The sequence below is a fragment of the Pseudodesulfovibrio sp. 5S69 genome (assembly GCF_037094465.1).
GTDB lineage: Bacteria > Desulfobacterota > Desulfovibrionia > Desulfovibrionales > Desulfovibrionaceae > Pseudodesulfovibrio > Pseudodesulfovibrio methanolicus.
In genome coordinates this window covers 3,811,897-3,833,895 of record NZ_CP146609.1, presented here as the reverse complement: position 1 = coordinate 3,833,895, position 21,999 = coordinate 3,811,897, and the positions used below count along the sequence as shown (strand labels likewise).

The following is a 21,999-nucleotide window of genomic DNA, read 5'->3' as shown; positions in this document are numbered from 1 at the left end:
CTACTCCAGCACGGTCCGGGCCAGGACCAGGACGTCCACCCCGGCGCAGCCCGCCCGCTTCAGGGTCCGGGCACATTCCCGCAGGGTCGAGCCCGTGGTGTACACGTCGTCGACCAACAGCAGCCGCCTGCCCTTGACCAGGGCCGAATCCGCCGCAAAGGCCCCCTTGATGTTGGCCTGCCGTTCCTTCAGCCCGAACCGGGTCTGGGGCGGGGTGTTGCGCGTGCGCGTCAGCCCGTGGATCAGCAGGGGGCTGTCCACGTGCCGGGCCAGGCCGCGGGCGATCTCCAGGCTCTGGTTGAAGCCGCGCCAGACCAGCCGCCGGTCGTGCAGGGGCACCGGGACCACCGCGTCGGGCACGCGTCCGCGCCGGGCGGTGAAGGCGCTCACCCCGAGCGTGCCCAGGAGCCGACTGCGTTCGAACCGGTTGTGGAACTTGTAGCCGATGATCAGGCGGCGCATGGCCCCGGCGTATTGCCCGTGGAAATAGAGCTCGTCCCAGGGCGGCGGGTCGGCCCGGCACTCCGGGCACAGGGAGGGAGGGTCCTCCTTCCGGCCGGACATCTCGCCGCAGGCGGGGCACAGGCCGCCGGTCCGCAGGGGCAGCGCCCCGGCGCAGGCTGCGCACAGGGGGCTGCCGCCGTCGGGCACCACCGTGCCGCAGACCGCGCAGCGCCCGGCGCGCAGGCCGAGCCTCCGGGCGAGGGTCAGGACCGGCCGGAACACGGGCTCAGTCCGCCCGGTCCGTCGCCGCTTTCCAGGCCACGGCCCCCAGCTCGGCGATGCGCGTCTCGAAATCGTTTTTGGTCCGCAGGTCGCTGCGCGAGTCCACCCCGCGGAAGACCAGGGGGTCGGCCAGGGTCATGTTGAAATTATGCACGAAATACTTGAGCGTCAGCCGGGCCCGTCAAAGAGCTTCTCGCCCGAGGGCTGGCCCGCCAGGAGCACCGCGTGGGCCGTGCGCTTGGGCAGGCCCGCGATCCACGGTTCGCTGTAGAGCCGGGCCCGCCAGAACTGCTGGCCCCGGTCGATCCAGGCCTTGAACCGCGAGGGCAGGTGGTAGAAGTAGATGGGCGAGGCGAACAGGATGGTCCGGGCGGACAGGCAGTGGGCGAACAGGTCCCAGGCCTGGTCCGTGGGGCCGAGCACGCAGCGTTCGCGCCCGGTCCGCTCCGGGGCGTCGCAGTAGCCGCAGGCCAGGCAGTGCATGACCTCGAAGTTGCGTACGTGGAGCACCTCGGCCTCGCCGCCCGCCCGGCGCACGCCCTCGGCCAACAGCTCGGCGGCGTGGTCGGAGTTGCCCCCCCGGCGGTGGGAACAGGCGAAGACGGCGGCGTGGTCCATTCAGGGCTCCTTGTCGTACACGGGTTGCTTGCGGGTCATGACCGCCCGGGCGTGGTCCTCGCGCTCTTCGATCTCGAAGGCCCAGTCCGGAAAGACGTGTTCCTCATGACGCACCTGGGCCGCCCCCTTGAGGGAGACCAGGGCCTCGATGCGGTCCGTCCTGGCGAAACGGAGGTACCAACCTACCTCCAGTCCCACCCCTCAACATTTGTCGCGGATATCGATGCGAACCGGTTCGCTCATGATCAGAATCCCCCGAGAAACGGGTTGTGGTTGCGCTCGTCCGCGACCGTGGTCTCCGGGCCGTGCCCGGACAGCAGCCGGGTCTCGGGCGGCAGGGTGAAGACGTGCTCCCGGACCGAGCGTTTGAGGGCCTCGATGTCGCCGCCGGGAAAGTCCGTGCGCCCGATGGACCGGTAGAAGATCAGGTCGCCCACGAAGGCCGCCCCGGCGTCCGGGAAATAGAAGGTCAGGCTGCCCGGCGAGTGCCCCGGCGTGTGGAACACGGTGCACGGCGCCCCGGCAAAGGTCGTCTCGCCCGGCTCCAGGTTCGTCCATTCGTAGAGGTCGAGCGGCGGCAGGCCCATCTCGCCGCCCCTGCCCAGCCAGGTGTCCAGGAGGTAGCCGTCCGCGTCGTTGGCCAGGATCGGCGCGCCCGTGGCCTCGGCGAGCGCCTTGTTGCCCGCGGTGTGGTCGAAGTGCAGGTGCGTATTCAGGATGGCGGTCAGGGACAACCCCTCGGCTTCGAGGTGTTGCAGCAGCGGCGCGGGGTCGCCGCCGGGGTCCACGACCACGGCCTCGCGGCCGTTGCTCAAGACGTAGCAGTTGGTCTGCAAGGCGCCCAGCGGGAAGGTCGCTATGTCCATCAAAAGTCCTCCAGCATGAGTTCGGAGAGGGGTTTGCGCTTGGCGGCGCCTTTCTGGTCGGGATGCCCCAGGGCGAGGACGGCCTGGAGTTCAAGGGCGGCCACGTCCAATCCCAGGGCGGACAGGGCGGCCGTCTGGTCGTTGACGATCTGGCCGATCCAGACCGCGCCCAGGCCGAGGGCGTGGATGGCCAGGAGCATGTTCTGGAGGCACGCCCCGGCCCCCTGGTGGTCCTTCATCTCGTCGTACAGGGCGCCCTTGTCCAGGAACACGCAGATGCAGGCCGCCGAGGCGCGGACGATGGGCGTATATTTGGTGCACACGGCCAGCTTTTCCATGCGCGGGTCGTCGCGGGTGACGACCAGGAAGCGCCAGGGCTGGTTGTTCATGCCGCTGGGGGCCCACTGCCCGGCTTCGAGGATGGCGGTCAGGGTCTGTTTGTCCACCGGCTCTTCGGTGAACTTGCGGATGGAGCGGCGCTCGCGGATGGCCTGGAGCACCGGGTTGTCGCGGGAATCCATGGTTGTTTTCTCCTTGTGTATACATGTATATTGATAGCCTAGTACGAAACTCCGGGCAAGAGGCTGTGACCCGAACCGGCGCGGATGCGTATAGTATGTTGCAGATGAGTTGCGGTCCCCTTTGGGCCCGCCGGAAGGGAAATGAAAGATAAACGCGAAGCGGAAATAGTACGGACCATATTGCTGGGCGACGTCCAGCTCTACGGCACCCTGGTACGCGAGTACCAGCGGCCCGTGTACAATCTCATGCTCCGCATGACGGGCGACGAGGACATCTCGGCCGACCTCGCCCAGGAGGCCTTTGTCCGGGCCTACGAGAAGCTCGAGTCCTTCAACCAGCGCAGGCGGTTTTTCCCATGGCTGTATACGCTGGCCCTGAACGTGGCTCGGGATTGGCTCCGCAAGGAGGGCCGGGACAGGCACGTGTTCGTGGAGGATGCCTCGGTCATGGTCCGCGAACAGGATAGATGGGACGAGTCCCGGGTCATGAACGACCGGCTCGATGGGGCCAAGGCCTTTGCGGCCGTGATGGACCTCGACCCGAAATATCGCGAGGCGCTCCTCCTCAGGTACCGCTACGATTTCAGCATGCAGGAAATCGCCAAGACCTTGGGGATCGGCGTGAGCGCGGCCAAGATGCGCCTGAGCAGAGGGCTGGACATGGTCCGGCAGCAATTCGACGGGGGAAACAACCCATGATGGAAAAACGAAACAAGACGCGTATGGAAGATATCATCATCCACGCCGTGCAGACCGAGCCCGAGGTCGAGCCGCCCGCGGACCTGGCCGATCGGATCATGGCCCGGCTGGAACCCAAACGGCCGGCCCTGTGGACGCGGTTGCGCCTGTGGCTCCTGCGCCCGAGGGTCCTGACCGTCCGGCCGATCACCGCCATTCCGGCCATGACCCTGGCCGTGGCCCTGTTGGCCCTGGTCTTCGTGACCACCCGGGGGCCTTTGGAAGACAACGGCCCGAGGCTTGCCTCCGTGCGCTTCGTCCTGCACGATGCGGGCATGCACGCCCGCAAGGTCTCGGTCATCGGGTCCTTCAACAATTGGCGGGCGGACCGCTCGGTCATGTGGTACAGTCCGGATGCGCAGGCATGGATACTCGAAGCCCAACTCCCTCCGGGCGACCACGAGTACCTGTTCCTGGTGAACGGAAAGCAGCTCGTGCCCGATCCCGATGCGCCCATGACCAGCGACGACGGGTTCGGCAACCGGAATTCGATAGTTTTCGTGAATGGGGAACATGAACAGACGCTATAGCCTCCAGACCCTGGCCCTCCTGCTGGTGCTGTGCCTGTCCTTCCCGGCACGCCCGGCAGGAGCCGGGGATGCAAGCCTCTCCACCCTCGCGGACCGCGCCCGCGAGTGCGGCGTCTATTCCGAAACCGTGGACCGCGTCCGCTCCTCCGTGGCCGCGGGCGACCTGTCCGAGGCGGACGGGGCAAGCCTGCTCCAGCCGCTCATCGAGGCCTGCGGCCTCAAGCTCCCCCTGGCCCCCCTGGAAGACAAGCTGGTGGAAGGGCTGTCCAAGCGCGTCCGGCCGCCGCTCATCGTCCGCGCCCTGCAGACCCGCATCGCCGACTATCTCTTCGTGGCCGAGCTCCTGCCCGGCCCGCGCGCCGAGATCGACCCCCGCGTCCTGGTGGCGCTGGGCGAGGGCGTGTCCAAAGGGGCCCTGCGCGAGGACGTCAAGGCCTACGTCGACGAGTTTTCCGGGCAGCCGGCCGACGCCTTCCTGACCGGCGCGGAGATGGTCTCCCTCCTGGGCCAGGCCAAGTTCGACTACGGGCTGACCCGCAAGGTGCTTGAGGCCGGGTTCGGCGCGGGCTCCCTGACCCCGGAGTGGCGCTACTTTATCCGCCTGGTGCTCATCGCCCGACAGCGGGGGCTCCCGGACCGGGACATCGCCGCCGGCGCGGCCGCCGTGCTGGCCGACGGCGGGACTCTGGGCGACGCCTCCATCCGCCTCGGCTTCACCAGCCGCAGCCTCACCGGCCGCACCCTCTCTCATTAACATTTCTTGATTTGTATGTGACCCTGGGTCCATATTCCCGGTATATCGCATTGAGGGGCCGAGAGGTCCGGAAACCCATGGGAGCGTTTGAGTGAAGAAGTTCATTGCATTGCTGTTGCTCTTGTCCGTCCTGTCCGCCGCGGCGGGTTGCGCCAAGGTGCTGGGGCCGTATTATCTGGAGCAGGAACAATACGAGGAAGGGATCAAGGTCATGGGCGAGCAGCTCAAGGAAAACCCCGACGACGCTGCCTCGGCGTATTACGTGGGCCGGTACTATCTGGCCCTGAACGAGCCCAAGCAGGGCCTTCCCTATCTGCAGAAGGCCGTGCGGCTCTCCCCGGAGGACGCGGACTACGTCTTTTGGACCGGGGTGGCCTACTGGGCCATGATGGATTTCGACAGGGAAAGGGCGGCCTACGAAAAGGCCATCAGCCTGGACCCGAACCATATTTCCGCCCACCTCTACCTGGGACACGGCTACGCGGACCGGGGACAGTGGGCACAGGCCCTCAAGCAGTACGACGTGGTCCTGAAGCTGGACCCGTACAACCCGGAAGCGCTGTACAACAGGGCGCGGGCCTTGAGGGGACTTGACAAGACAAGCGATGAGATCGCGGCATGGAAGCGGTTCCTTGAGTATTATCCCGACGGGAGCATGGCCATGACGGCCACGGAGCAACTCAATCTGCACGGGGACTTCACCTACCGCAATTTCATTATCGGGAAGCGCAACGTCACGCTGCTGAGCATGGCGTTCAAGCCCGGAACCAGCGTCCTGGATGCCGACGGCTGGGCTTCGTTGGAAGTGCTCAGCGCATTGATGCAGGTCAACAAGGGGCTGGTGGTGGACATAGTCGCCTACGTCAAGGGGAACGCTCCCTTGGCCAAGGCCCGGGCCGCCGCCATCCGCGACTATATGCTCAACGCGCATCCGGACGTCGATCGGAGCAGGCTGCCTCTGAGCTGGTTTGGAACCGCCGAGAACGTCCAGGTGGGCGACAAGACGTTCGCCCTGGACCAGTCGGTGAGCTTTATTACCGAAGTTCGGTAATCTAACTTAGGAGAATATGCTATGCATACCATGCTGAATAGATTGAATTTTTGGTTTGCCATTCTGGTCCTGGCCCTGGTGGTCGCGGTCCCGCGCGCCATGGCGCAGACGGATGCCCCCACCGGTGACGCCACCGGCGACGTGACCGGCGACACGGAAGCGGACGCCCCGGCCTTTACCAGCCCGGCCCAGGCCGCCAAGGCCGAGGCCCTGGCCGAAGCCGCGGCTGCCGCTTCGGCCCAGACCGTGGCCGACGCCGAACAGGCCGTGTCTGATGCCGAACAGGCGGTGGCCGACGCGGAACAGGCCGTGGCCGATGCCCAGGCCGCCGCGGACGAGGACGCCGAGGCCGTGGCCCAGGCCCAGCTCGACGCGGCCCAGGCCGAACTGGACAAGGCCCAGGCCGACGCCGAACAGGCCGTGGCCGATGCCGCCTCCGTGTCCGTGGATACCATCGCCTCCATGCGCGCCGAGGACATGGGTTGGGGCGTCATCGCCCAGGAGCTGGGTGTGCACCCGAGCACCCTCGGCCTCGGGCACAGGAATCAGTTCCAGCACCGGACGAGGGCCGAGACCAAGAGCCGCGGCGTGGGCAAGGCCATGGCCTCCGTATCCGCCCAGGCGGGCAAGGCCACCGGCCGCAACGTCAAGACCGGCGTGTCCAAGACCCCGGGCGTGAGCGGCGGCAAGGGCTCCAAGGCCGTGGGCCTGAGCCGGGCCTCGGACAAGGCCAAGAGCGGCGCCAAGAATTCCGGTTCCTCCAAGGGTAATGATTCGTCCGGCCGCGGCAACTCCGGCAACTCCAACGGGGGCGGCAACGGCAACGGCAACGGCAAGGGCGGCTCCGGCAATTCCAACGGGGGCGGCAAGGGGCACAACAAGTAGCCTTCGGTGCGCACCATGCCATGACGGTGGGTCCCGGTACCGGGGCCCGCCTTTTTTTGGCCTTCCGGCGCGTTTGAACCCTTCAAAACTGGAGAAAATCGGGGTATAGAACTTCCGTTGACGGACCCAAACAAGGTAACTGCATGGCTGAACACACCGATCCCGGCTCCCTTTCCGAGACCTATCTGCAGATCAGTCCCAATATCCTGGCGAGTTTCCCCAAGTTCAGGCCCCCGGTGGATCTCTACGTCTTCGACCCGGCCGTGGGCCGCACCGGCCGCTACCTGCGCGGCGGGGAGCGGCTCTCCCGCGAGGGGCAGGCCGAGGTGGCCCGCTTCGCCGAGGAGGGGCTGCTCTACCTGTTGCGCGACGACTACCGCATATATGCCGAGCACCTGAGCAGGAAGCTCGGCCTGCTGCTGGTGGAGGAGGGGTTTCAGCCCCAGGAGGTGGCGGAGATATTTTTCATCGCTTTCCGCAACCGCATGGCGGATTTTCTGAACCAGCCGCGCGAGGACACCTTCGAAGCGTTGCGCAAGGACGTCGCCATCCTGGCCGAGTACGTCTGGATCGACCCCAGCCGGGTGGCCTTCCTGACCCACACCCTGGAGCGGGACTACGACCTGGCCGTGCACTCGGTGAACACCATGCTCATCGGCCTGGCCCTGTACCTGCGCCTGACCGGCGGCAAGGTGGAGAAGACCGTGCTCATCAGCCTGATCCTCGGGCTCCTGCTCCACGATATGGGCATGGTCATGGTCCCGAAATTCATCCGCGACAAGGAGCAGTTTTTGGTCAGGCGGGACCGGGAGTCCATCGAGCGGCACATCGAGGCCGGGCTGAACATGGTACGGCGGCTCAAGATACAGGACCCGGTCATCCTGGAGTGCATGGACCAGCACCACGAGCGGCTGGACGGTTCGGGCTACCCGGCGCGGCGGTTCGACAAGAACATCACCACCATGGGCAGGCTCTGCGCCGTGGCCGACTCCTTTTCGGCCATCGTCGGCGACCGGCCCCACCGCTCGGCCCGGGATATGGCCGAGGCCGTGCGCCTGCTCTCCGGGGACGGCAAGCGGTACGACCATGCCCTGACCGCGCTGCTGGCCAAGGTCATGGACGAGCGCGTCACAGACTGATGTAGCCGCCAGCCGCGGACCGCTCGGGGTCCTCGAAACGGGCCATGGCCGTGAGCATGGGCTTGAACCCCAGGCGCGCGTAAAACGGCTCCTTGCCCGGCACGGACCACAGAACCACTCCCGGCGTGCCGAGGCGCTCCAGCATGGCCTCCATCATCCGTGTTCCCAGCCCCTTGCCCTGGCATTCAGGGAGCATGCACAGGTCGTAGATGACCGAATGGACCGTGAGGTCGCTCAGGGCGCGGGCGATGCCCACCAGCCGTGCGCCGTCCCAGGCGAAACAGGTCAGGTCGCTGTTTTCGAAGGTCCGGCGCAGGACGTCCGGCTCGCGCGTGCCCAGCGGCGCCCGTTCGAAGACGGACGCGGCCTCCGCCCAGTCGATGCCCTCGGTCGCGAAGGTCAGAACGATGTCCGTGGTCATGGCCGCTTCCACCAGGAGCGCATGCGCACGATCTCCTTGTTGTCCGAGACGCGGGTCAGGCCGTGCAGGAAGGTGTCCATGGACTGGTCCGGTTCGGCCTTGGCGCATTCCGAGACCAACTCGTCGCCGGGAAAGGACTCGCTGCGGAATTGGATGTCCACACCGTGGCAGCGGTTGTCGGCGATCCACTCGGCGGGCACGGCCTCGAAGCAGTATTCCAGGTATTTCACATTGTTCACATGGCCGTTGATGTCCATGTCCGAACGCCTGGCCGTGATGGTCGCGCGGTGCTCGCCCTGCTTGAGCCGGGTCACGGCCTTGGTGGGAAAGGTCAGGGCGTGCTCACGGTCCGGGATGAACCGCTCGTGGAGCACGGTCTGGGGCGGGTCCGGGCGGTGGGTCCTGGTGTTCATGGTCACCCAGGAGGTGGTCGCCCGGCCCATGGGGCCGTCCTGGTCGAGGACCAGGAAGTCGCGCAGGGCCACCAGCCGCTCGTTGCCCGAGGGCCAGGTCAGGATGTCGGTCCGCCCGCCGAAGCCGGGCAGCCGGTCGACCATGAGGTGCAGACGGGCCAGGATCCAGAAGTGGCCGCTCTGTTCCAGGTCGCGGTGGCCGAAGCCGAGGGTGTCGGCATGGCGCGAGGCCACGTCCTGCAACTGGTTGCAGATGGCGGTCACGGACACGCGGCCGTCCGGGCGCGGTTCGTAGGAGCGGATGTCGTAGCCGTGTTCGAAGGTCAGGGGGGATTCGGTTGTCATAGCAACCAATTTCTAGGGGAGTTTGCGCCGGGTGTAAAGGGGCCGCGTCAGGGCGATTTGTCCAGGCCCAGGATGCGGTCGATCTCCCCGCACTGGCGCATGGCCCTGAGTTCGCCGGTGATCAGGGGCGCGAGGGCGGCGTGGCGGCGGTTCAGGTAGTGGTAGAGCGGGACGACCACCAGGGGCGGTTCGTTGATGCGCAGGCAGCCCATGCCCGGCTTGGCCATCTCGGCCTCGGCCCATGCCCGGTCCACGAGCAGGGCGTCCAGCCGCCCCTCCAGGAGCAGGGCCATCAGCTTCTTCTCCTGGGGCAGTTTGGTCACGCTGGGCATGCCGTCGGTGAGCATCTCGGCGTAGCGGTTGCCGATCTTGATGCCCAGGTGGAGGTCGCGGATGGCCTCCGGTGAGACGTGTTCCATGCGGGTGTTGCAGGTCAGGACGACCCCCTCCAGCAGGTTGACGGGCACGTCGATGCGTATGAGGTGGGGGTATTGCTCCTCGATGGTCTTGATGCGGTTGACCTCGCCGTCCACCAGGCCGTCCTCGGCCATCTCCAGGGAGCGGGCCGCGGGCAGCCGCTTGCCCCGGACCTGGACGCCGATTCGGCCATAGGCCTCCTTGAGCACCTTGAGCGAGCCGAGGGACAGGGCCCCGCCGCCGTAGCCCAGGACCAGGGACTCACCGGCCAGGGCCGGGGAGCCCAGGAGCAGGGCCATTATGCAGAGCAGGACGATACGCATGCGATTGTAAGCATACACCGATTCCGGGCGGAGGTCCATGGGCCCGCGCGGGACGGCGCGAAGGCGCACGGAGTCAGCGCCGATCGGTCCGCATCCGTCCGGTATCAGGACAGGAAGTTGCGTATGCCGGTGAACGCGATCTGGGCGGCCATGGCCGACAGGACCAGGCCGGTGATCTTGGTCAGCACGTTGAGGCCCATGCGCCCGATGATCCGTTTCAGGCTGGATGCGGAAAAGAGGATGACGCCCACGGACAGGCAGGCGCAGACCAGGGCGCCCGCACCGGTCAGCTTCTCTTCGGCCCCGGACAGCTCCGCGCCGAGGATGAGCAGGGTACCGATGGTCGCCGGGCCCACGGTGATGGGCATGGCCAGCGGGACCACCGCGACGTCGGAATCGTCGTCCGGCTCGGGCCGCTGCCGTTTGCCCGAGACCAGCGAGACCGCCGACAGGAACAGCAGCGCCCCGGACCCCACCCGGAACCCGTCCAGGGTGATCCCCAAGGTGGAAAAGATCGGATTGCCCGCGAAATAAAGCACCAGTGAAATGACCAGCACCGCCATGGTCGTCCGAATGGCCAGCCGATGCTGCTCCGGCTTGTCCATTTCTTCGGTCATGGACAGGAACACGGACAGCACGAAGAACGGCGTCAACAGGAAGAACCACTTTATGTAGAGCGAAATGAAAAGGTTGGTCACAACATCCCCCGCGCGAAACGCACCCAAAAAGTTTAGGAAAAGGAGGGATGGAGGGCTGGGGAAGGGAGGAAACAACCCTTTCCAAAGGGTTTTCCCTCCCCTTCCCCCAGCGCCGGAGGCATCATCCCCTACTTACATAATTTCTCGGCCAGGGCCGCGCCCTGTTCGCCGCCTCCGGCCATGCGGGCCAGTTCGCATTTGATTTCATCGGCGTCAAGCCGCTCGCACCGGGTATAGGTGGCGTTGTCCACGACCTCCTTTTTGATCAGGAAGTGGCGGTCGGCCATGCGGGCGAGCTGCGGCCAGTGGGTGATGAGCAGCATCTGCTGGCGGTCGGCCAGGGCGCGCAGCTTCCTGCCCACGGAGTTGAGCGTCAGGCCGCCGATGCCCGCGTCCACCTCGTCGAAGATGAGCGAGGGCCGGGCGTCCTTTTCCTCGCCGTCCGCGTTGCCGTGGCCGCGCATGGTCACCAGGGCGAGCAGGAACCGGGAGAGCTCGCCGCCCGAGGCGATCTTGTCGAGCGGCTGGGCCGGCTGGCCCGGGTTGGGCACCCACATGAGCCGGCCGCGCATGTCGTCGCAGCCGGGGTAGAGCTCGCGCGCGTCGAATTCGAAGTGGACCTTGACGTGCTCGGAAAAGCCCAGGTCGGTCAACTCGTCCACGATGCGGATGGCCAGCTCCCCGGCGGCTTTCTTGCGGGCCTTGTTGAGGCTCGCCAGGGTCTGTTTGAGGGCGGCGGCCGCCTGGTCCTCCTCGCGGCTCAGGTTCTTCATGTCCAGGGCGCAGGCGTCGAGGAAGGAGAGGCTTTCGTCGATTTCGGCCTTCATGTCAACGATTTCGTCCAGGCCGCGCCGCAGCTTGCGCTTGAGCTTGGCCAGTTCGAACAGCCGCGCCTCGATGTCATCCAGCGACATGGGATCGTCGTCGTCGAAATCCGAGGGGCCGCGCCGCAGCCGGGAGTCCATGTCGTGCAGGCGCATGCGCAGGTCCTCGATGGCCTCGCGGTCCTCCTCGAAGCCGGGAAAGAGTCGGGCGACGATCTCCATTTCACGGTTGAGGAGCGTCATGGCGTCGAGCAGGCCGACCTCGCCGTGCAGGATGTCCAGGGCGTTCTGCAGGCATTCGCCCGCCCGCTCGCGGTCCTTGAGGATCTTCTTGCGCTCTTCGAGCTCGTTTTCCTCGTCCGGCTGCGGGTCCACGGTCTCGATTTCCTTTTTCTGGAATTCGAGGAACTCCCGTTGTTTTTGCAGATCGTCGAACTTTTCGGACAGGCGCCGTTTGCGTTCAAGTACATCGTTGAGCACGGCGAGCTGGTCGCTACGTGCGGCCAGCAGCGACTGGTCCGGCAGGAAGGAGTCGAGGATCTCGGACTGGAAGGCCGGGGAGAGCAGTTTCTGCTGCCCGTGCTGGGAGGTGTGGATGACCAGCCGGGCGGCCATGTCGCGGATGGTCGGCTGGGAGGACAGGGTGTCGTTGACGTACACCCGGCTGCGGCCGGTCTCGGCGGACAGTTCGCGCCGGATCACGGTTTCGCCTTCGGGCAGGACGAAGAGCGCCTCCACCGTGGCCTTGTCCGCGCCGGGGCGGACGAGCTTCTTGTCCATGCGCTCGCCCATGAGGAAGTCCACGGCCCGCATGATGAAGGACTTGCCCGCGCCGGTTTCGCCGGTCAGGGCGTTCAAGCCGGGCGAGAACTCCAGTTCCGCGTCCTCTATGAGGGCCAGGTTTCGGATGCGCAGCAGTTCGAGCATGTGGTGGTGCCTCCGGGGGCCGGGGATCGATAGTTAAAGTCAGTACGCGATGAAGGACGTCTCGCGGGCGAGGGTCTCCTCGTCCAGCGGGACCAAATAGTCGAGATACCGTGTGTCGTTATACACCAGAGCCGCACGGCGGAAAAGGGGAACGTACGGGTAGGGGTCGAAGTCGGCCGCGCGGGTTCCGGGCAGGGGGTCGGCCGGGTCCAGGTGCGGCCCGTTCCGGTCCAGGGCCCTGCGGATGGACTGGCCCGTGGGCGAGGCCCAGTGCCACAGGTCCAGGCCGCACCGCTCCCCCACCGAGGCGAGGACCATGAACGCATCCAGGTTGAAGAAGACGCAGTGGCGCGGCCGGGTGCGCGCCAGCTCGCGGGGCATGGACCCGTCGGGCAGGATCTGGGTGGCGATGCGCCGATTGCCGGCCAGCCCGGCCACCTCGCGGGCCAGTTCCCGGTCTTCGCGGAACAGGGCGAAAGCCGCCACCTGGGCGTCGAACCAGGTGCCGTGGTTGTTGAGGGCGGCGGCTTCGGCCCGGCCGTGCTCGCTGCGCAGGAGCCAGCCCAGGTATTGGCCGAACCACTCCCGCGTCCTGCGCGAGTCCGCGCGGGTCCAGGCCTTGGACGGCTCTAGGAGCCGGATGGCGTCGCACACGGGGATGAGCGCCGCGGTCTCGATGATCCCGGTCCGGTTGCCCTGGTCGTGGCCGGGGCGCCTCTGGGCGTGCTCCAGGCTCGGGACCATGCGCGTGGCCGGGTCGCAGAACCAGGCCCGCACGTGGGCCGAGGCCCTGGCCGCATAGAGTTCGTTGCCGGTGAAATACCAGGCCAGGGCCAGGGTGCGCACCGCCCTGGCCATGCGCGTGAGCCGCCCCCGGTCATAGCGCTCCGAGTCGGCCTCGGGGTTGCGCTCGCCGTCGCGCCGCACGTAGGGCAGTCCGGTGCGCGATGCGGGGTCGGGCCACCAGTAGGGGGCCAGGGAGCGGTAGTCCCGGACCGGCAGGCCCGAACCGCTTCGCGGCTTGGCGGTGACCGGCTCCACCGGGACCTTCATGGCCGCGTCCGCATCGGCCTTGAGCGCGGCCATGGCCGCGCGCACGGTCCTTTCGCGGGCCAGGACCCGCTGCCGAGAACGGTAGAGCGCCTCGGGCGAGAGCACGATGGTCCGCGGCAGGTTTACGCCCGCCAGGGCCGGGGCCGTCAGGCAGGACACCAGCAGCACGGCCAGCAGGGTGGTTCGGCAGGGGAAGGGACGTCGGATCATGGCATTGCCTCGTGTGGCCCGGACCGGGGAGCGGATGCCGGACGATGATTCCGTATACCTTACCGCGCCTCCGGGGGAAAGGGGGCATGCGGCGCGGTCCGAATAATAATGTCGCCGGGGCCGGGCCGGGGGTAGTTTGGAGGCAGCGTGGAGGATTGCCGCAAGGGACGGGGGGCCGCCGCGCGGAGGGACGGTTGATGCTCGAACTGCAACGCATACGGACGCGGCTGGGGATCGTGGCCAGGGTCATCGCCTGCGAGCTGGACCGCGTCAAGGACACCCTGCACTACCTGGCGTGCCATACCCTGGAGCTGTTCCAGATCACGCCGCGCGACCCGGCCCTGATCAGCGCCTGGCTCGCGCGCGAGGGGTTCGCCGTGGGCGAGGACGGGTTCTTCCTGAGCCTGCCGAATCTCAAGGCCTTCCGCGAGGGGAGGCTGCCCGAGGGCGTGATGAGCTATTCCTGGCCCCCGGACCGGATCGACGACCCGGACGCCCGGTACCGGCTCTTCTGCCACCGGAACATGGGCGACCTGTTGCGCACGCTGCATGAACGGCTGCCCGGCACGGTCTGGGTCTATTACCAGGACGCGGCCAACACGGCCCTGCAATATCCCTACATTGACCAGATCACGGCCATCACCCCGGATTTCCGGTGGTCCGAATACCACACCTGGGCCTCGGTCCGCCCGGAGGCCAACCCCGAGCGGCTGGTCCGCTGGTCCCCGCCGCACATCGACTACGCCGGGCAGGGGCTGATCATCGCCGCGTCCATCCCCATCTACGAGAACGACGAGTTCATCGGCCTGTGGTCCATCGACCTGCGCGTGGACAACCTGGTCCGCGCCTCGGTCCTGGCCCCGGCCTACCCTTCGCAGTTGACCTGCGTAGTCGGCGGCGACGGCATGGTCATCGCGGCCAGCCGGGGCGTGGTGGTGGACGACATGGCCAAGGGCGAGCGGTCCGTGGTCTCCTTCGGCGACCTGCACCCCGCCTTTGCCGGGCTCGACCTCCGGGAACTCCTGGAACGGCGCCAGGGGAGCAGGGCCGTGGGAACCGGGGGCGACGACTATCACGTCTGCTGGGCGGACCTGCACTGCATGGACTGGCTGTGCGTCACGGTCCTGTGCCGGGACGACCTCCTGGACACGGCCAAGGAGCAGTTCCGCCACGCCTTCGACAATCTGGGTCTGGGCCGCTCCGACTCCTGGGTGGGCATGGACGGGCTGCCCTCCGAGTTTCTGGAGCTGGGCGAGGCCTACAACCGCATGGTCGAGAAGCTCAATCTGGCCAGGTCCGACCTGCTGCACCGGAAGGCCGAGCTGGCCGAGCAGAAGGAACGGGCCGAGGCCGCCAACAATGCCAAGACGTTTTTTCTGGCCAACATGAGCCATGAGCTGCGCACGCCGCTGAACGGCATCGTGGGCATGCACCGGCTGCTCCAGGGCACCGACCTCGACGCGGAGCAGGCCGAGTACGTGGACCTGGCCGTGCAGTCCGTGTCCAGGCTGACCGACCTTCTCGGGGACATCCTCGACCTGACCCGCATCGAGTCCGGCAAGATGGTCCTGAGCGAGGGACCGTTTCGCCTGCGCGAAACACTGGCCTGCGCGGGCCAGCTCTTCGCCCCCTCCTGCCAGGACAAGGGCATTACCCTGGACATCCACGTGGACTCCGCCGTGCCCGACGTGGTGGTGGGCGACGCGGTGCGCTTCCAGCAGGTGGTCAACAACCTGGTGGGCAACGCGGTCAAGTTTACGGACGCGGGGACCGTGGAGGTCGAGGCCTATCCCCTGCCGGTCCCGGACCCGGCCGCCTGCCGGGTGCTCTTCGCCGTGTCCGACACGGGCATCGGTATGGACGAGGCGGATATGGACGAACTCTTCGAACCGTTCATGCAGGCGGACATCGGCTACGGCAGGCGGTTTCAGGGCGCGGGGCTCGGCCTGTCCATCGTCCGCCGCCTGGTGGACCTCATGGGCGGGAGCGTGGACGGGGCCGGCCGCCTCGGCCTGGGCACGGCCTTCCACTTCTGCCTGCCGTTCGGGCTGCTGGGCCGCGACGCGGCGGTAGTCATGGACCGGCCGGCCCCGGTCTGCCGGACGGGCGCCGAATGCGCCGTGCTTCTGGCCGAGGACGAGCCGGTCAACCGCATGGCGGTCAGGGCGTACCTGGAAAAGATAGGCTTCGCGGCCGTGGGCGTGGAGAACGGTGCCGAGGCCCTGCGCGTACTCGAAGAGGGAGATTTCGGGCTGGTGCTTATGGACATCCAGATGCCGGTCATGGACGGGGTGGAGGCCATCCGGGCCATCCGCGAGGGTCGGGCCGGAACGCGGAACGCAGACATACCCATCGTGGCCCTGACCGCCTTCGCCATGTCCGGGGACCGGGAGATATTTCTTGATGCCGGGGCCGACGACTATCTGCCCAAGCCCGTGGACCTGGATCGGCTGACCGGGGTCATGAACCGGCTCCTGGCCGGGGCGAAGGGGGACGGCCCGTCCGCCTAGAGCGGCTTGGCCAGGAGGCGGACGTCCTCGCCCACCAGGTAGTTGTCGGCGACGTAGGCCCGCTCCACGGTGAACCCCTTGGCCCGGTAGAAGGCCAGCGCCTTCACGTTCTTTTCGAGGCAGTCCAGGGTCAGGCGGCCGAACCCGGCTTCGCGGGCGCGCTCCACGGCGTGGTCGAGCAGGGCGGAGCCCACCCCCTGCCCCATGAACTCCGGGCGAACCCACAGATGGTCCACGTAGTCTTCCTTGAGGAGCATGGCGCCGGCCGGGACGCCGTCGACCTCGGCCACGCTGAAGCGCGGTCCGTTCTCGCGGGCCACCTGGGCGGGCCGGTCCATGTCGAGGATCTTCTGAAATTGGTGCGCGGGCAGAAAATGCGCATAGCTGGCCAGCATGGAGGCGCGGATGATCCCCGCGATGCACGCTTCGTCCCGGGCCGAGGCCGGGCGGATGGTGATCATTGCTTGAGCCTCGGGTCGAGCAGGTCGCGCAGGGATTCGCCGAGCAGGTTGTAGCCGAGCACGGTCACCAGGATGGCCAGGCCGGGGAACACGGACAGCCACCAGGCGATGCCGAGGACTTCCTTGCCCTCCATCAGGATGTTGCCCCAGGAGGCGTCGGGCGGCTGCACGCCCAGGCCGAGGAAGGAGAGCGAGGACTCGGTCAGGATGGCCCCGGCCACGCCGAGCGTGGCGGACACCAGCACCGGGCCCATGGCGTTGGGCATGATGTGGCGGAAGATGATCCGCCTGGACCCGGCCCCGGCGGCGCGGGCGGCCAAAACATAGTCCCGCTCGCGGATGGACAGCGTCTCGGCGCGGACCAGCCGGGCCACACCCATCCAGCCGGTCAGGCCGATGACGATCATGATGTTGGTCAGGCTCGGCTCCAGGAAGGCGATGACCGCCAGGATCAGGAAGAACGACGGGAAGCAGAGCATGACGTCCACTCCGCGCATGATGATCTCGTCCACTATCCGCCCGAAATAGCCGGAGATGAGCCCCAAGACCACGCCGATGGAGGTGGCGATGCCCACGGCCACGAACCCGACCCACAGGGAGACGCGCCCGCCGTAGAGGATGCGCGAGAACACGTCGCGGCCGAGCGCGTCCGTGCCCATGAGGTGGGCCGCGGAAGGCGGCAGGAGCAGGGCGTCCACGTTGATGAAGTTCGGGTCGTAGGGCGCGAGGAGCGGGGCGAACACGGCCCCGAAGGACATGACCCCGACGATGAGTGCGCCCAGGACCAGCAGGGCGTGCCGTGTCCATGGGGAGACGCGCTTGAGCGGACGGCGTTTCATCGGCCCCTCCCCCGGCCCACGCGGATGCGCGGGTCGGCCAGGCCGTACCCCACGTCGGCCAGCAGGTTGCCCGCCAGGGTCAGGACCGCGCCCAGCACCAGCGAGCCCATGATCAGCGGGTAGTCCCGGGCCATGACCGCCTGGTAGAAGAGTTGGCCCAGGCCGGGCAGGGCGAAGATGGACTCGATGATCACCGAGCCGCCGATGAGCGCCGGGACGGACAGGCCGAGGATGGTGATGACCGGCATGAGCGCATTGCGCAGGGCATGCTTGAACAGGACCACCCGGCTGGACAGCCCTTTGGCCCGTGCGGTCATGATGTAGTCCTGGCGCAGGACCTCGAGCATGGACGAGCGCATGAACCGGGACATGCCCGCCCAGGAGCCCGAGGTGTAGATGAAGATGGGCAGGATCAGGTGCTTGGTCACATCCCACCACTGCTCGGGCCCGGACATGGCCGAGAATCCCATGGAGGTCAGGCCGGAGATGGGCAGGATGGGCCAACTGATGCCGAGCCAGAGCATGAGCAGCAGGGCCAGCCAGAAGCCGGGCATGGCGAAGCCGATGAACACGATGACCGTGGATATCTTGTCGAAGGCCCCGCCGCGCCACCAGGCCGCGGCCACGCCGATGGGCACGGCGATGAGCAGGGTCAGGATCAGGGAGGCCACGTTCATGCCGAAGGTCAGGGGCAGCCGCTCCTTGATCTTGTCCCAGACAGGCCGGTGGTCGCCGGACATGGACTGGCCGAAATCGAGATGCACTAGGCGCTTCAGCCAGCCCGCGTACTGCACGTGCAGGGGCTGGTCCAGGCCGTAGAGCTTTTCGAGCTGGAGGCGCGCCTCCACGCCCGCCTCGGGATTGAGCGTGGTCTGCAGGTCCGTGGGCGAACCGGGGGCCAGGTGGATGACCCAGAAGCTGATGACCGTGATCCCCAGAAAGACCACGCCCACCCACAACAGCTTAATCAGAATTTTCTTGAGGACCTGGCCCATTGATTCTCCTAATGATTCCAACAGTCCTCATTTCTTACTGCAAGACCGCCCCCGAATCAATCCACAAGGCCACCCGCCCATTTTTTCAGTTGACATCCGCGCGCCCCTTGGATAATTACCCTCCACCCAACGACGTGGGGCTGTAGCTCAGTTGGGAGAGCGCTTGAATGGCATTCAAGAGGTCGTGGGTTCGATTCCCTCCAGCTCCACCACAAGAAAGTTAAGGGTTTCAAGTGAATACTTGGAACCCTTTTTCGTGCCTGATGGCGGATTTCAGGAATATGTCCGCTATGTGTCCGCCGCTTCCGACCGACTGTTTTCGGTGCCGGTCATGGCGTAGCGCGCGGCCAGACGATCTTGCGGACCGTCTTCCAACACGCCTTCAAGGTGGCTGTACCGGTCCGTCATGCGCAGGGTCTTGTGCCCGATCATGACGTTGGTCTCCTTGAGCGTGCAGCCTGCCTTCAGCATGTTCGTGCAATAGGTGTGGCGGTGATCGTGGAAGTGCAGGTCGTCGAAGTCGTGGTCTTTGCACAGCCCTTCCCACGCGGCCTTGATGGACCTGAACGGGGTGCCGTCCATGTTGCCGATCACGAAATCGCCCTTGGTCGCCACGCCCCGTTTTTCTCGGTGTCGGGTCACATGCTCCAAACGAGCTTTGAGTGCTTTGCGGGTGCGGGGCATAATCCGGTGGGTTCGGGTCACCCCGTTTTTGGTGCGGTGGAACGTGATGTGGTTTTCCGCAAGGTCGACATTGGCCCACTTGAGGCTGAGGACTTCCTGGGTGCTGCACCCGTGCTCGACCGCCAGCAGGATCGCCAGGGGCAAGTAGTGCTTCGCCCTGCGCTGATGGGCCGCTGCCAGCAGCTTCTCGATTTCGAGGGGCTTCTGGGCCTTCTTGCGCTCACTGGCCTTCTCCGACAAGTATGGGATGTCCCGCGCAATGTCTTTTTCGATCAAACCCTGCTTCGCGGCCTGTGCGAACACTTGCTTGATGACAAACAATCGGCGGTTCGCCAATACGTTGCAGTTCTTGCCTTTTTCGCCCTTGGCCACAAGCTTCGCCTTGGTCTGTTCGGCGATGCCGATGCGGTAATCTCGAATGGTCTCCTCCTTGAGGTCATGGAGCAGGGTGTGCTTCCATCCCTTCAGGACCGGGGCCAGCAGGTAGCCGTACCCGGCATGGCTCGCCTGGGATATCTTTCCTTCCCCGAGCTTTCGGTCCCATTCGTCCCGACACAGCAGGGCAGCTTGCCCAAAAGTGGGCAGGGACTGCTGCTTCGGTTGCCGAGTTTCCTTGGTCGGCAATCTGCCACTGTCGAGCAGGGTGCGAAGCCGGTTGGCTTCTTCCTGGGCCAGGTCTTTCCGTCTTAGCGTCTTGTGGTATTCCTTCCTGCCCGTTTCCGGGTTGTTGAAGTGAATGACGTACGCTTTTCCCTTTTTCAGCGAACGGGTCGCGATGGTGACAGTAGCCATAAGCTATTCTCCCTTCGGACTGTTCGCCGCCAAGCTTCTTCGATTTTCAATGAACGCTTGCAGGTCTGTTTTCAGAACCAGCTTTCGTGATCCTATCGCGATATGACCCAAGGCGCCAGCCCCGATCAGGCGCGAAACGGTGGCACGGTGGACCCGCAAAAGGCAGGCGACTTCCCTGATGGTCAAAAGAGTCGATGCATCGGACATGGTGTGGTTCTCATAGGAACGGAACGTAAAGCCTCCTACCGCCGTAGCGTACCCGTTTCCACTTCCCCTTCGGTTGAAGTTGCTCGTCAAAACTCAGCCAACAGTCCAGTTTGACACCGTAGGAGAAATAAAAGTCAAACGTCGGAAGGGGGCTCGGAGAGAAAAGAATGAAAAAAGTGAAGCCCCGCACTAAAAGGCGGGGCTTCTGCTAATAGGAACTGCCAAGATAGGCGTTCGATACGTCACGTCTTCCGGCAGAATGTCCTGCCGTGTCTTCGATCTCATCACGTGCTTCATTGTCGAGCCGGGGCCATTTTTCCCCGGCGGCATCGTATGCTGCTGCTTGAAATACCTGAACGTCGTCGTGCTGGTTGGGCGGTTCAAAGCCAGTATGCTCCACGTACATTTGGTGGAAGCGCTCGTGACGGAGATCGTGCAGGGTTCCCCCTGCGTCTTTGCCGGTCAGACCGTGTTTTCTGGCCGCATAGTCCAACCGATGCAGCCAGTTGTCGCCCATATGCTCGGGCATGAGGTTGTTGACGCCTTTCCTGTCTGAAGGGGACACATATTCCTGCGCCCGTTCAAGGGCTGCTTCTTGCATGGGCGACAGGTTGAGCAAGGCTCTTGGTCTGCCGCCTTTGGTCCCGTACTGGACGAGCAGACTGTGCTCGTCGCGATTCCAGTCATTGGGCAAGTCCAGCTTGGCCGATTCTTCCCGACGCAGCCCGAGCTCATACATTAGCTCGATTTGTGCCGCTGCCCGACCCGCCTGCGGATACGACGTGTCGTTCCGCATGCGGGTCAGGGTGTCTTGGATGACTTCCGGGCTCACTGCACGGGATGTCGCATTGGCGATGGACCCGCGTCTGACCCCGAAGATCGCGTTGTTCTTGCTGATGTGGTTATTTCCGTATGCACGGCAGATGTGGCGTGCGGCGCTGAAGACTTCGGCAATCCTGCCGTCACCCACGCCGTCCGCGCGCATGGCATCCGCCACCCGCTGGAAATGTTTGTTTGTCACCTTGGTCCACTTTTGGGCTCCCATGTTCGCCTGGCGCAAGACCTTGACGAAGTGGTGGGCCGTCTGGCGAATCCGGTGTTGTTTCGATTTCGGGCCGGACAAGGTTGCCCGGTTGATCCCATACTTGAGGCTGCCGGATTTTCCCATTGGGATTCTCCTTCCGTTAAAGGTTCGGGGCAGCGCCCCGGGGCCAAGCAGATCGGACTTTTCCCGTTATCCGGGAAAGACCTGCCTGTGGCGGTAAACCCGCCACGCATCACCAGCTAAGGGAAGAATGAATGCCCGTTTCCCATTGGAAGAAGATTCCGAAAGACCCAGTCAATAAGGGGTGCTGCCCCGCAAGCGCGTACGTCTTGCGGATTGGATGGCAGCCGTAGGGGAAGTGCGGCAATGACAAGCGTAGATACTTGCCATTCCACCATCGGCGGGTGCTGCGTTACAGCCTGCGTGTTTGGATTTGGAAATGGCCGTTTGTTTGGAAAACGGCGCGTGGATCGTTGAAGCACAAGGCTTCTTCATGCGTCATCAGTTCGGACTTCGTCACGAACTTATGACGCGCGTCAATACGTTTTACCTCCTTCTGGTTACAGAATTATCCGATGGATATGCCCAACCATATGACGTCGCAAAACCTTCGCGCAAGCTCCGGCGGTAGGATATCTTCCTACCCCCCCGCCGTTTTTTCGCGAGCGTGACGCAAGCAGCCGCCGGGGCAAGGCCAAGCCCTTCGGGCGTCCGTCTTCGCCGGACGGCCTTGCCCCGGCAACTTTGCTTGCGTCGTGATCCACGCAGGCGACGGCGAGAGGGATGGCGGGTTCGACTCCGGCTCAAGGGATTTTGAACCATTGAATCTGCACTGTGTGGTGAGAAGCTTCATTCAATGAGGTTTAATCAGACTCCACGGGACAACAAAATAATATACCGGTGGTTAGGTGTATCATGGTATTAATAAATTGATAAAATCGATCGTTGAAAAGCCGGACGGCTCTCTAGAGAAGGAGTTCCGTTGGCTTGGCCCGCCAGGCGTTAGG

The 21,999-nt window shown here is 65.4% G+C and carries 25 protein-coding genes and 1 tRNA gene; 8 read left to right on the top strand and 18 right to left on the bottom strand.

Going from position 1 to position 21,999, the window contains the following annotated elements:
• From V8V93_RS17900 to V8V93_RS17875, 6 genes are read right to left on the bottom strand one after another with little or no spacing between them, the layout of a single operon-like run.
• Nucleotides 1-726 carry a ComF family protein gene (locus tag V8V93_RS17900; RefSeq protein WP_338668006.1) on the bottom strand — a complete coding sequence of 242 codons (726 nt, stop codon included), beginning with the start codon at nucleotides 724-726 and terminating at the stop codon, nucleotides 1-3.
• Between the two features lie 4 nt (nucleotides 727-730).
• Entirely contained in the window at nucleotides 731-880 is a 150-nt protein-coding gene (locus tag V8V93_RS17895; protein ID WP_338668005.1) for a hypothetical protein, read from the bottom strand.
• Between the two features lie 14 nt (nucleotides 881-894).
• A complete protein-coding gene (locus V8V93_RS17890; RefSeq protein ID WP_338668004.1) occupies nucleotides 895-1,344 on the bottom strand; it encodes a flavodoxin family protein in 450 nt (149 codons plus the stop codon).
• Nucleotides 1,345-1,542 (bottom strand): hypothetical protein, encoded by a 198-nt coding sequence (locus V8V93_RS17885; protein WP_338668003.1) that lies wholly within the window; start codon nucleotides 1,540-1,542, stop codon nucleotides 1,345-1,347.
• 47 nt (nucleotides 1,543-1,589) lie between these two features.
• The gene (locus V8V93_RS17880) at nucleotides 1,590-2,210 is read right to left on the bottom strand and encodes an MBL fold metallo-hydrolase (protein WP_338668002.1); all 621 of its coding nucleotides are present in this window, start codon (nucleotides 2,208-2,210) and stop codon (nucleotides 1,590-1,592) included.
• Nucleotides 2,210-2,731, bottom strand: a complete 522-nt coding sequence (locus tag V8V93_RS17875) for a nitroreductase family protein (protein WP_338668001.1) — start codon at nucleotides 2,729-2,731, stop codon at nucleotides 2,210-2,212. The genes V8V93_RS17880 and V8V93_RS17875 overlap by 1 nt, the downstream gene beginning before the upstream one ends.
• Before the next feature lie 141 nt (nucleotides 2,732-2,872).
• On the opposite strand from V8V93_RS17875, the gene V8V93_RS17870 reads away from it, so the two are divergent.
• The 6 genes from V8V93_RS17870 (at nucleotide 2,873) to V8V93_RS17845 (ending at nucleotide 7,828) form a co-directional block, all read left to right on the top strand.
• The gene (locus tag V8V93_RS17870; RefSeq protein WP_338668000.1) at nucleotides 2,873-3,430 is read left to right on the top strand and encodes an RNA polymerase sigma factor; all 558 of its coding nucleotides are present in this window, start codon (nucleotides 2,873-2,875) and stop codon (nucleotides 3,428-3,430) included.
• Nucleotides 3,431-3,453: 23 nt separating this feature from the next.
• On the top strand, nucleotides 3,454-3,999 hold the full coding sequence (locus tag V8V93_RS17865) for a glycogen-binding domain-containing protein (protein ID WP_338667999.1): 546 nt from the start codon (nucleotides 3,454-3,456) through the stop codon (nucleotides 3,997-3,999).
• Nucleotides 3,983-4,753 (top strand): hypothetical protein, encoded by a 771-nt coding sequence (locus V8V93_RS17860; RefSeq protein ID WP_338667998.1) that lies wholly within the window; start codon nucleotides 3,983-3,985, stop codon nucleotides 4,751-4,753. The genes V8V93_RS17865 and V8V93_RS17860 overlap by 17 nt, the downstream gene beginning before the upstream one ends.
• Before the next feature lie 91 nt (nucleotides 4,754-4,844).
• Nucleotides 4,845-5,804 carry a tetratricopeptide repeat protein gene (locus V8V93_RS17855; protein ID WP_338667997.1) on the top strand — a complete coding sequence of 320 codons (960 nt, stop codon included), beginning with the start codon at nucleotides 4,845-4,847 and terminating at the stop codon, nucleotides 5,802-5,804.
• Nucleotides 5,805-5,825: 21 nt separating this feature from the next.
• Complete coding sequence (locus tag V8V93_RS17850) at nucleotides 5,826-6,689, top strand: hypothetical protein (RefSeq protein ID WP_338667996.1); 864 nt, start codon at nucleotides 5,826-5,828, stop codon at nucleotides 6,687-6,689.
• Nucleotides 6,690-6,832: 143 nt separating this feature from the next.
• Nucleotides 6,833-7,828 carry an HD-GYP domain-containing protein gene (locus V8V93_RS17845; protein ID WP_338667995.1) on the top strand — a complete coding sequence of 332 codons (996 nt, stop codon included), beginning with the start codon at nucleotides 6,833-6,835 and terminating at the stop codon, nucleotides 7,826-7,828.
• Here V8V93_RS17845 and V8V93_RS17840 read toward each other — a convergent pair.
• The 6 genes from V8V93_RS17840 to V8V93_RS17815 form a co-directional block, all read right to left on the bottom strand.
• On the bottom strand, nucleotides 7,818-8,249 hold the full coding sequence (locus V8V93_RS17840) for a GNAT family N-acetyltransferase (protein WP_338667994.1): 432 nt from the start codon (nucleotides 8,247-8,249) through the stop codon (nucleotides 7,818-7,820). The genes V8V93_RS17845 and V8V93_RS17840 overlap by 11 nt on opposite strands.
• Nucleotides 8,246-9,007, bottom strand: coding sequence for an acyl-[acyl-carrier-protein] thioesterase (locus V8V93_RS17835; RefSeq protein ID WP_338667993.1), 762 nt, complete (start codon nucleotides 9,005-9,007; stop codon nucleotides 8,246-8,248). The genes V8V93_RS17840 and V8V93_RS17835 overlap by 4 nt, the downstream gene beginning before the upstream one ends.
• Before the next feature lie 47 nt (nucleotides 9,008-9,054).
• Nucleotides 9,055-9,747, bottom strand: coding sequence for a substrate-binding periplasmic protein (locus V8V93_RS17830; RefSeq protein ID WP_338667992.1), 693 nt, complete (start codon nucleotides 9,745-9,747; stop codon nucleotides 9,055-9,057).
• Nucleotides 9,748-9,851: 104 nt separating this feature from the next.
• Nucleotides 9,852-10,445, bottom strand: coding sequence for a MarC family protein (locus V8V93_RS17825; RefSeq protein WP_338667991.1), 594 nt, complete (start codon nucleotides 10,443-10,445; stop codon nucleotides 9,852-9,854).
• Nucleotides 10,446-10,573: 128 nt separating this feature from the next.
• Nucleotides 10,574-12,196: a DNA repair protein RecN gene (locus V8V93_RS17820; protein WP_338667990.1), complete on the bottom strand. Its 1,623-nt coding sequence runs from the start codon at nucleotides 12,194-12,196 to the stop codon at nucleotides 10,574-10,576.
• A 39-nt stretch (nucleotides 12,197-12,235) separates the two neighbouring features.
• The gene (locus V8V93_RS17815; protein WP_338667989.1) at nucleotides 12,236-13,459 is read right to left on the bottom strand and encodes an alginate lyase family protein; all 1,224 of its coding nucleotides are present in this window, start codon (nucleotides 13,457-13,459) and stop codon (nucleotides 12,236-12,238) included.
• A gap of 197 nt (nucleotides 13,460-13,656) precedes the next feature.
• Here V8V93_RS17815 and V8V93_RS17810 point away from each other — a divergent pair, with 197 nt between their 5' ends.
• Complete coding sequence (locus V8V93_RS17810; RefSeq protein ID WP_338667988.1) at nucleotides 13,657-15,969, top strand: response regulator; 2,313 nt, start codon at nucleotides 13,657-13,659, stop codon at nucleotides 15,967-15,969.
• Here V8V93_RS17810 and V8V93_RS17805 read toward each other — a convergent pair.
• From V8V93_RS17805 to V8V93_RS17795, 3 genes are read right to left on the bottom strand one after another with little or no spacing between them, the layout of a single operon-like run.
• A complete protein-coding gene (locus tag V8V93_RS17805; RefSeq protein WP_338667987.1) occupies nucleotides 15,966-16,430 on the bottom strand; it encodes a GNAT family N-acetyltransferase in 465 nt (154 codons plus the stop codon). The two genes, V8V93_RS17810 and V8V93_RS17805, sit on opposite strands and share 4 nt — an antisense overlap.
• Nucleotides 16,427-17,269: an ABC transporter permease gene (locus V8V93_RS17800; protein ID WP_338667986.1), complete on the bottom strand. Its 843-nt coding sequence runs from the start codon at nucleotides 17,267-17,269 to the stop codon at nucleotides 16,427-16,429. The genes V8V93_RS17805 and V8V93_RS17800 overlap by 4 nt, the downstream gene beginning before the upstream one ends.
• Entirely contained in the window at nucleotides 17,266-18,264 is a 999-nt protein-coding gene (locus V8V93_RS17795) for an ABC transporter permease (protein ID WP_338667985.1), read from the bottom strand. The genes V8V93_RS17800 and V8V93_RS17795 overlap by 4 nt, the downstream gene beginning before the upstream one ends.
• Before the next feature lie 136 nt (nucleotides 18,265-18,400).
• Here V8V93_RS17795 and V8V93_RS17790 point away from each other — a divergent pair.
• Nucleotides 18,401-18,476, top strand: a tRNA-Ala gene (locus V8V93_RS17790).
• 76 nt (nucleotides 18,477-18,552) lie between these two features.
• Here the strand turns inward: V8V93_RS17790 and V8V93_RS17785 are convergent.
• The 3 genes from V8V93_RS17785 to V8V93_RS17780 form a co-directional block, all read right to left on the bottom strand.
• Nucleotides 18,553-19,740: an integrase gene (locus tag V8V93_RS17785; protein ID WP_338667984.1), complete on the bottom strand. Its 1,188-nt coding sequence runs from the start codon at nucleotides 19,738-19,740 to the stop codon at nucleotides 18,553-18,555.
• A gap of 3 nt (nucleotides 19,741-19,743) precedes the next feature.
• A complete protein-coding gene (locus tag V8V93_RS19530; RefSeq protein WP_422394380.1) occupies nucleotides 19,744-19,947 on the bottom strand; it encodes a helix-turn-helix domain-containing protein in 204 nt (67 codons plus the stop codon).
• Between the two features lie 208 nt (nucleotides 19,948-20,155).
• Nucleotides 20,156-21,115 (bottom strand): site-specific integrase, encoded by a 960-nt coding sequence (locus V8V93_RS17780; protein WP_338667983.1) that lies wholly within the window; start codon nucleotides 21,113-21,115, stop codon nucleotides 20,156-20,158.
• Nucleotides 21,116-21,999: the final 884 nt, after the last annotated feature.

What these genes read in the sequence shown, in the direction of transcription:
- V8V93_RS17850 (WP_338667996.1), top strand. Translation starts at nt 5,826, where the DNA reads ATGCATACCATGCTGAATAGATTGAATTTTTGGTTTGCCATTCTGGTC.
- V8V93_RS17865 (WP_338667999.1), top strand. Translation starts at nt 3,454, where the DNA reads ATGGAAGATATCATCATCCACGCCGTGCAGACCGAGCCCGAGGTCGAG.
- V8V93_RS17785 (WP_338667984.1), bottom strand. Translation starts at nt 19,740, where the DNA reads ATGGCTACTGTCACCATCGCGACCCGTTCGCTGAAAAAGGGAAAAGCG.
- V8V93_RS17870 (WP_338668000.1), top strand. Translation starts at nt 2,873, where the DNA reads ATGAAAGATAAACGCGAAGCGGAAATAGTACGGACCATATTGCTGGGC.
- V8V93_RS19530 (WP_422394380.1), bottom strand. Translation starts at nt 19,947, where the DNA reads ATGTCCGATGCATCGACTCTTTTGACCATCAGGGAAGTCGCCTGCCTT.
- V8V93_RS17780 (WP_338667983.1), bottom strand. Translation starts at nt 21,115, where the DNA reads ATGGGAAAATCCGGCAGCCTCAAGTATGGGATCAACCGGGCAACCTTG.
- V8V93_RS17810 (WP_338667988.1), top strand. Translation starts at nt 13,657, where the DNA reads ATGCTCGAACTGCAACGCATACGGACGCGGCTGGGGATCGTGGCCAGG.
- V8V93_RS17805 (WP_338667987.1), bottom strand. Translation starts at nt 16,430, where the DNA reads ATGATCACCATCCGCCCGGCCTCGGCCCGGGACGAAGCGTGCATCGCG.
- V8V93_RS17835 (WP_338667993.1), bottom strand. Translation starts at nt 9,007, where the DNA reads ATGACAACCGAATCCCCCCTGACCTTCGAACACGGCTACGACATCCGC.
- V8V93_RS17795 (WP_338667985.1), bottom strand. Translation starts at nt 18,264, where the DNA reads ATGGGCCAGGTCCTCAAGAAAATTCTGATTAAGCTGTTGTGGGTGGGC.
- V8V93_RS17880 (WP_338668002.1), bottom strand. Translation starts at nt 2,210, where the DNA reads ATGGACATAGCGACCTTCCCGCTGGGCGCCTTGCAGACCAACTGCTAC.
- V8V93_RS17860 (WP_338667998.1), top strand. Translation starts at nt 3,983, where the DNA reads ATGAACAGACGCTATAGCCTCCAGACCCTGGCCCTCCTGCTGGTGCTG.
- V8V93_RS17875 (WP_338668001.1), bottom strand. Translation starts at nt 2,731, where the DNA reads ATGGATTCCCGCGACAACCCGGTGCTCCAGGCCATCCGCGAGCGCCGC.
- V8V93_RS17815 (WP_338667989.1), bottom strand. Translation starts at nt 13,459, where the DNA reads ATGATCCGACGTCCCTTCCCCTGCCGAACCACCCTGCTGGCCGTGCTG.
- V8V93_RS17800 (WP_338667986.1), bottom strand. Translation starts at nt 17,269, where the DNA reads ATGAAACGCCGTCCGCTCAAGCGCGTCTCCCCATGGACACGGCACGCC.
- V8V93_RS17820 (WP_338667990.1), bottom strand. Translation starts at nt 12,196, where the DNA reads ATGCTCGAACTGCTGCGCATCCGAAACCTGGCCCTCATAGAGGACGCG.
- V8V93_RS17890 (WP_338668004.1), bottom strand. Translation starts at nt 1,344, where the DNA reads ATGGACCACGCCGCCGTCTTCGCCTGTTCCCACCGCCGGGGGGGCAAC.
- V8V93_RS17840 (WP_338667994.1), bottom strand. Translation starts at nt 8,249, where the DNA reads ATGACCACGGACATCGTTCTGACCTTCGCGACCGAGGGCATCGACTGG.
- V8V93_RS17845 (WP_338667995.1), top strand. Translation starts at nt 6,833, where the DNA reads ATGGCTGAACACACCGATCCCGGCTCCCTTTCCGAGACCTATCTGCAG.
- V8V93_RS17830 (WP_338667992.1), bottom strand. Translation starts at nt 9,747, where the DNA reads ATGCGTATCGTCCTGCTCTGCATAATGGCCCTGCTCCTGGGCTCCCCG.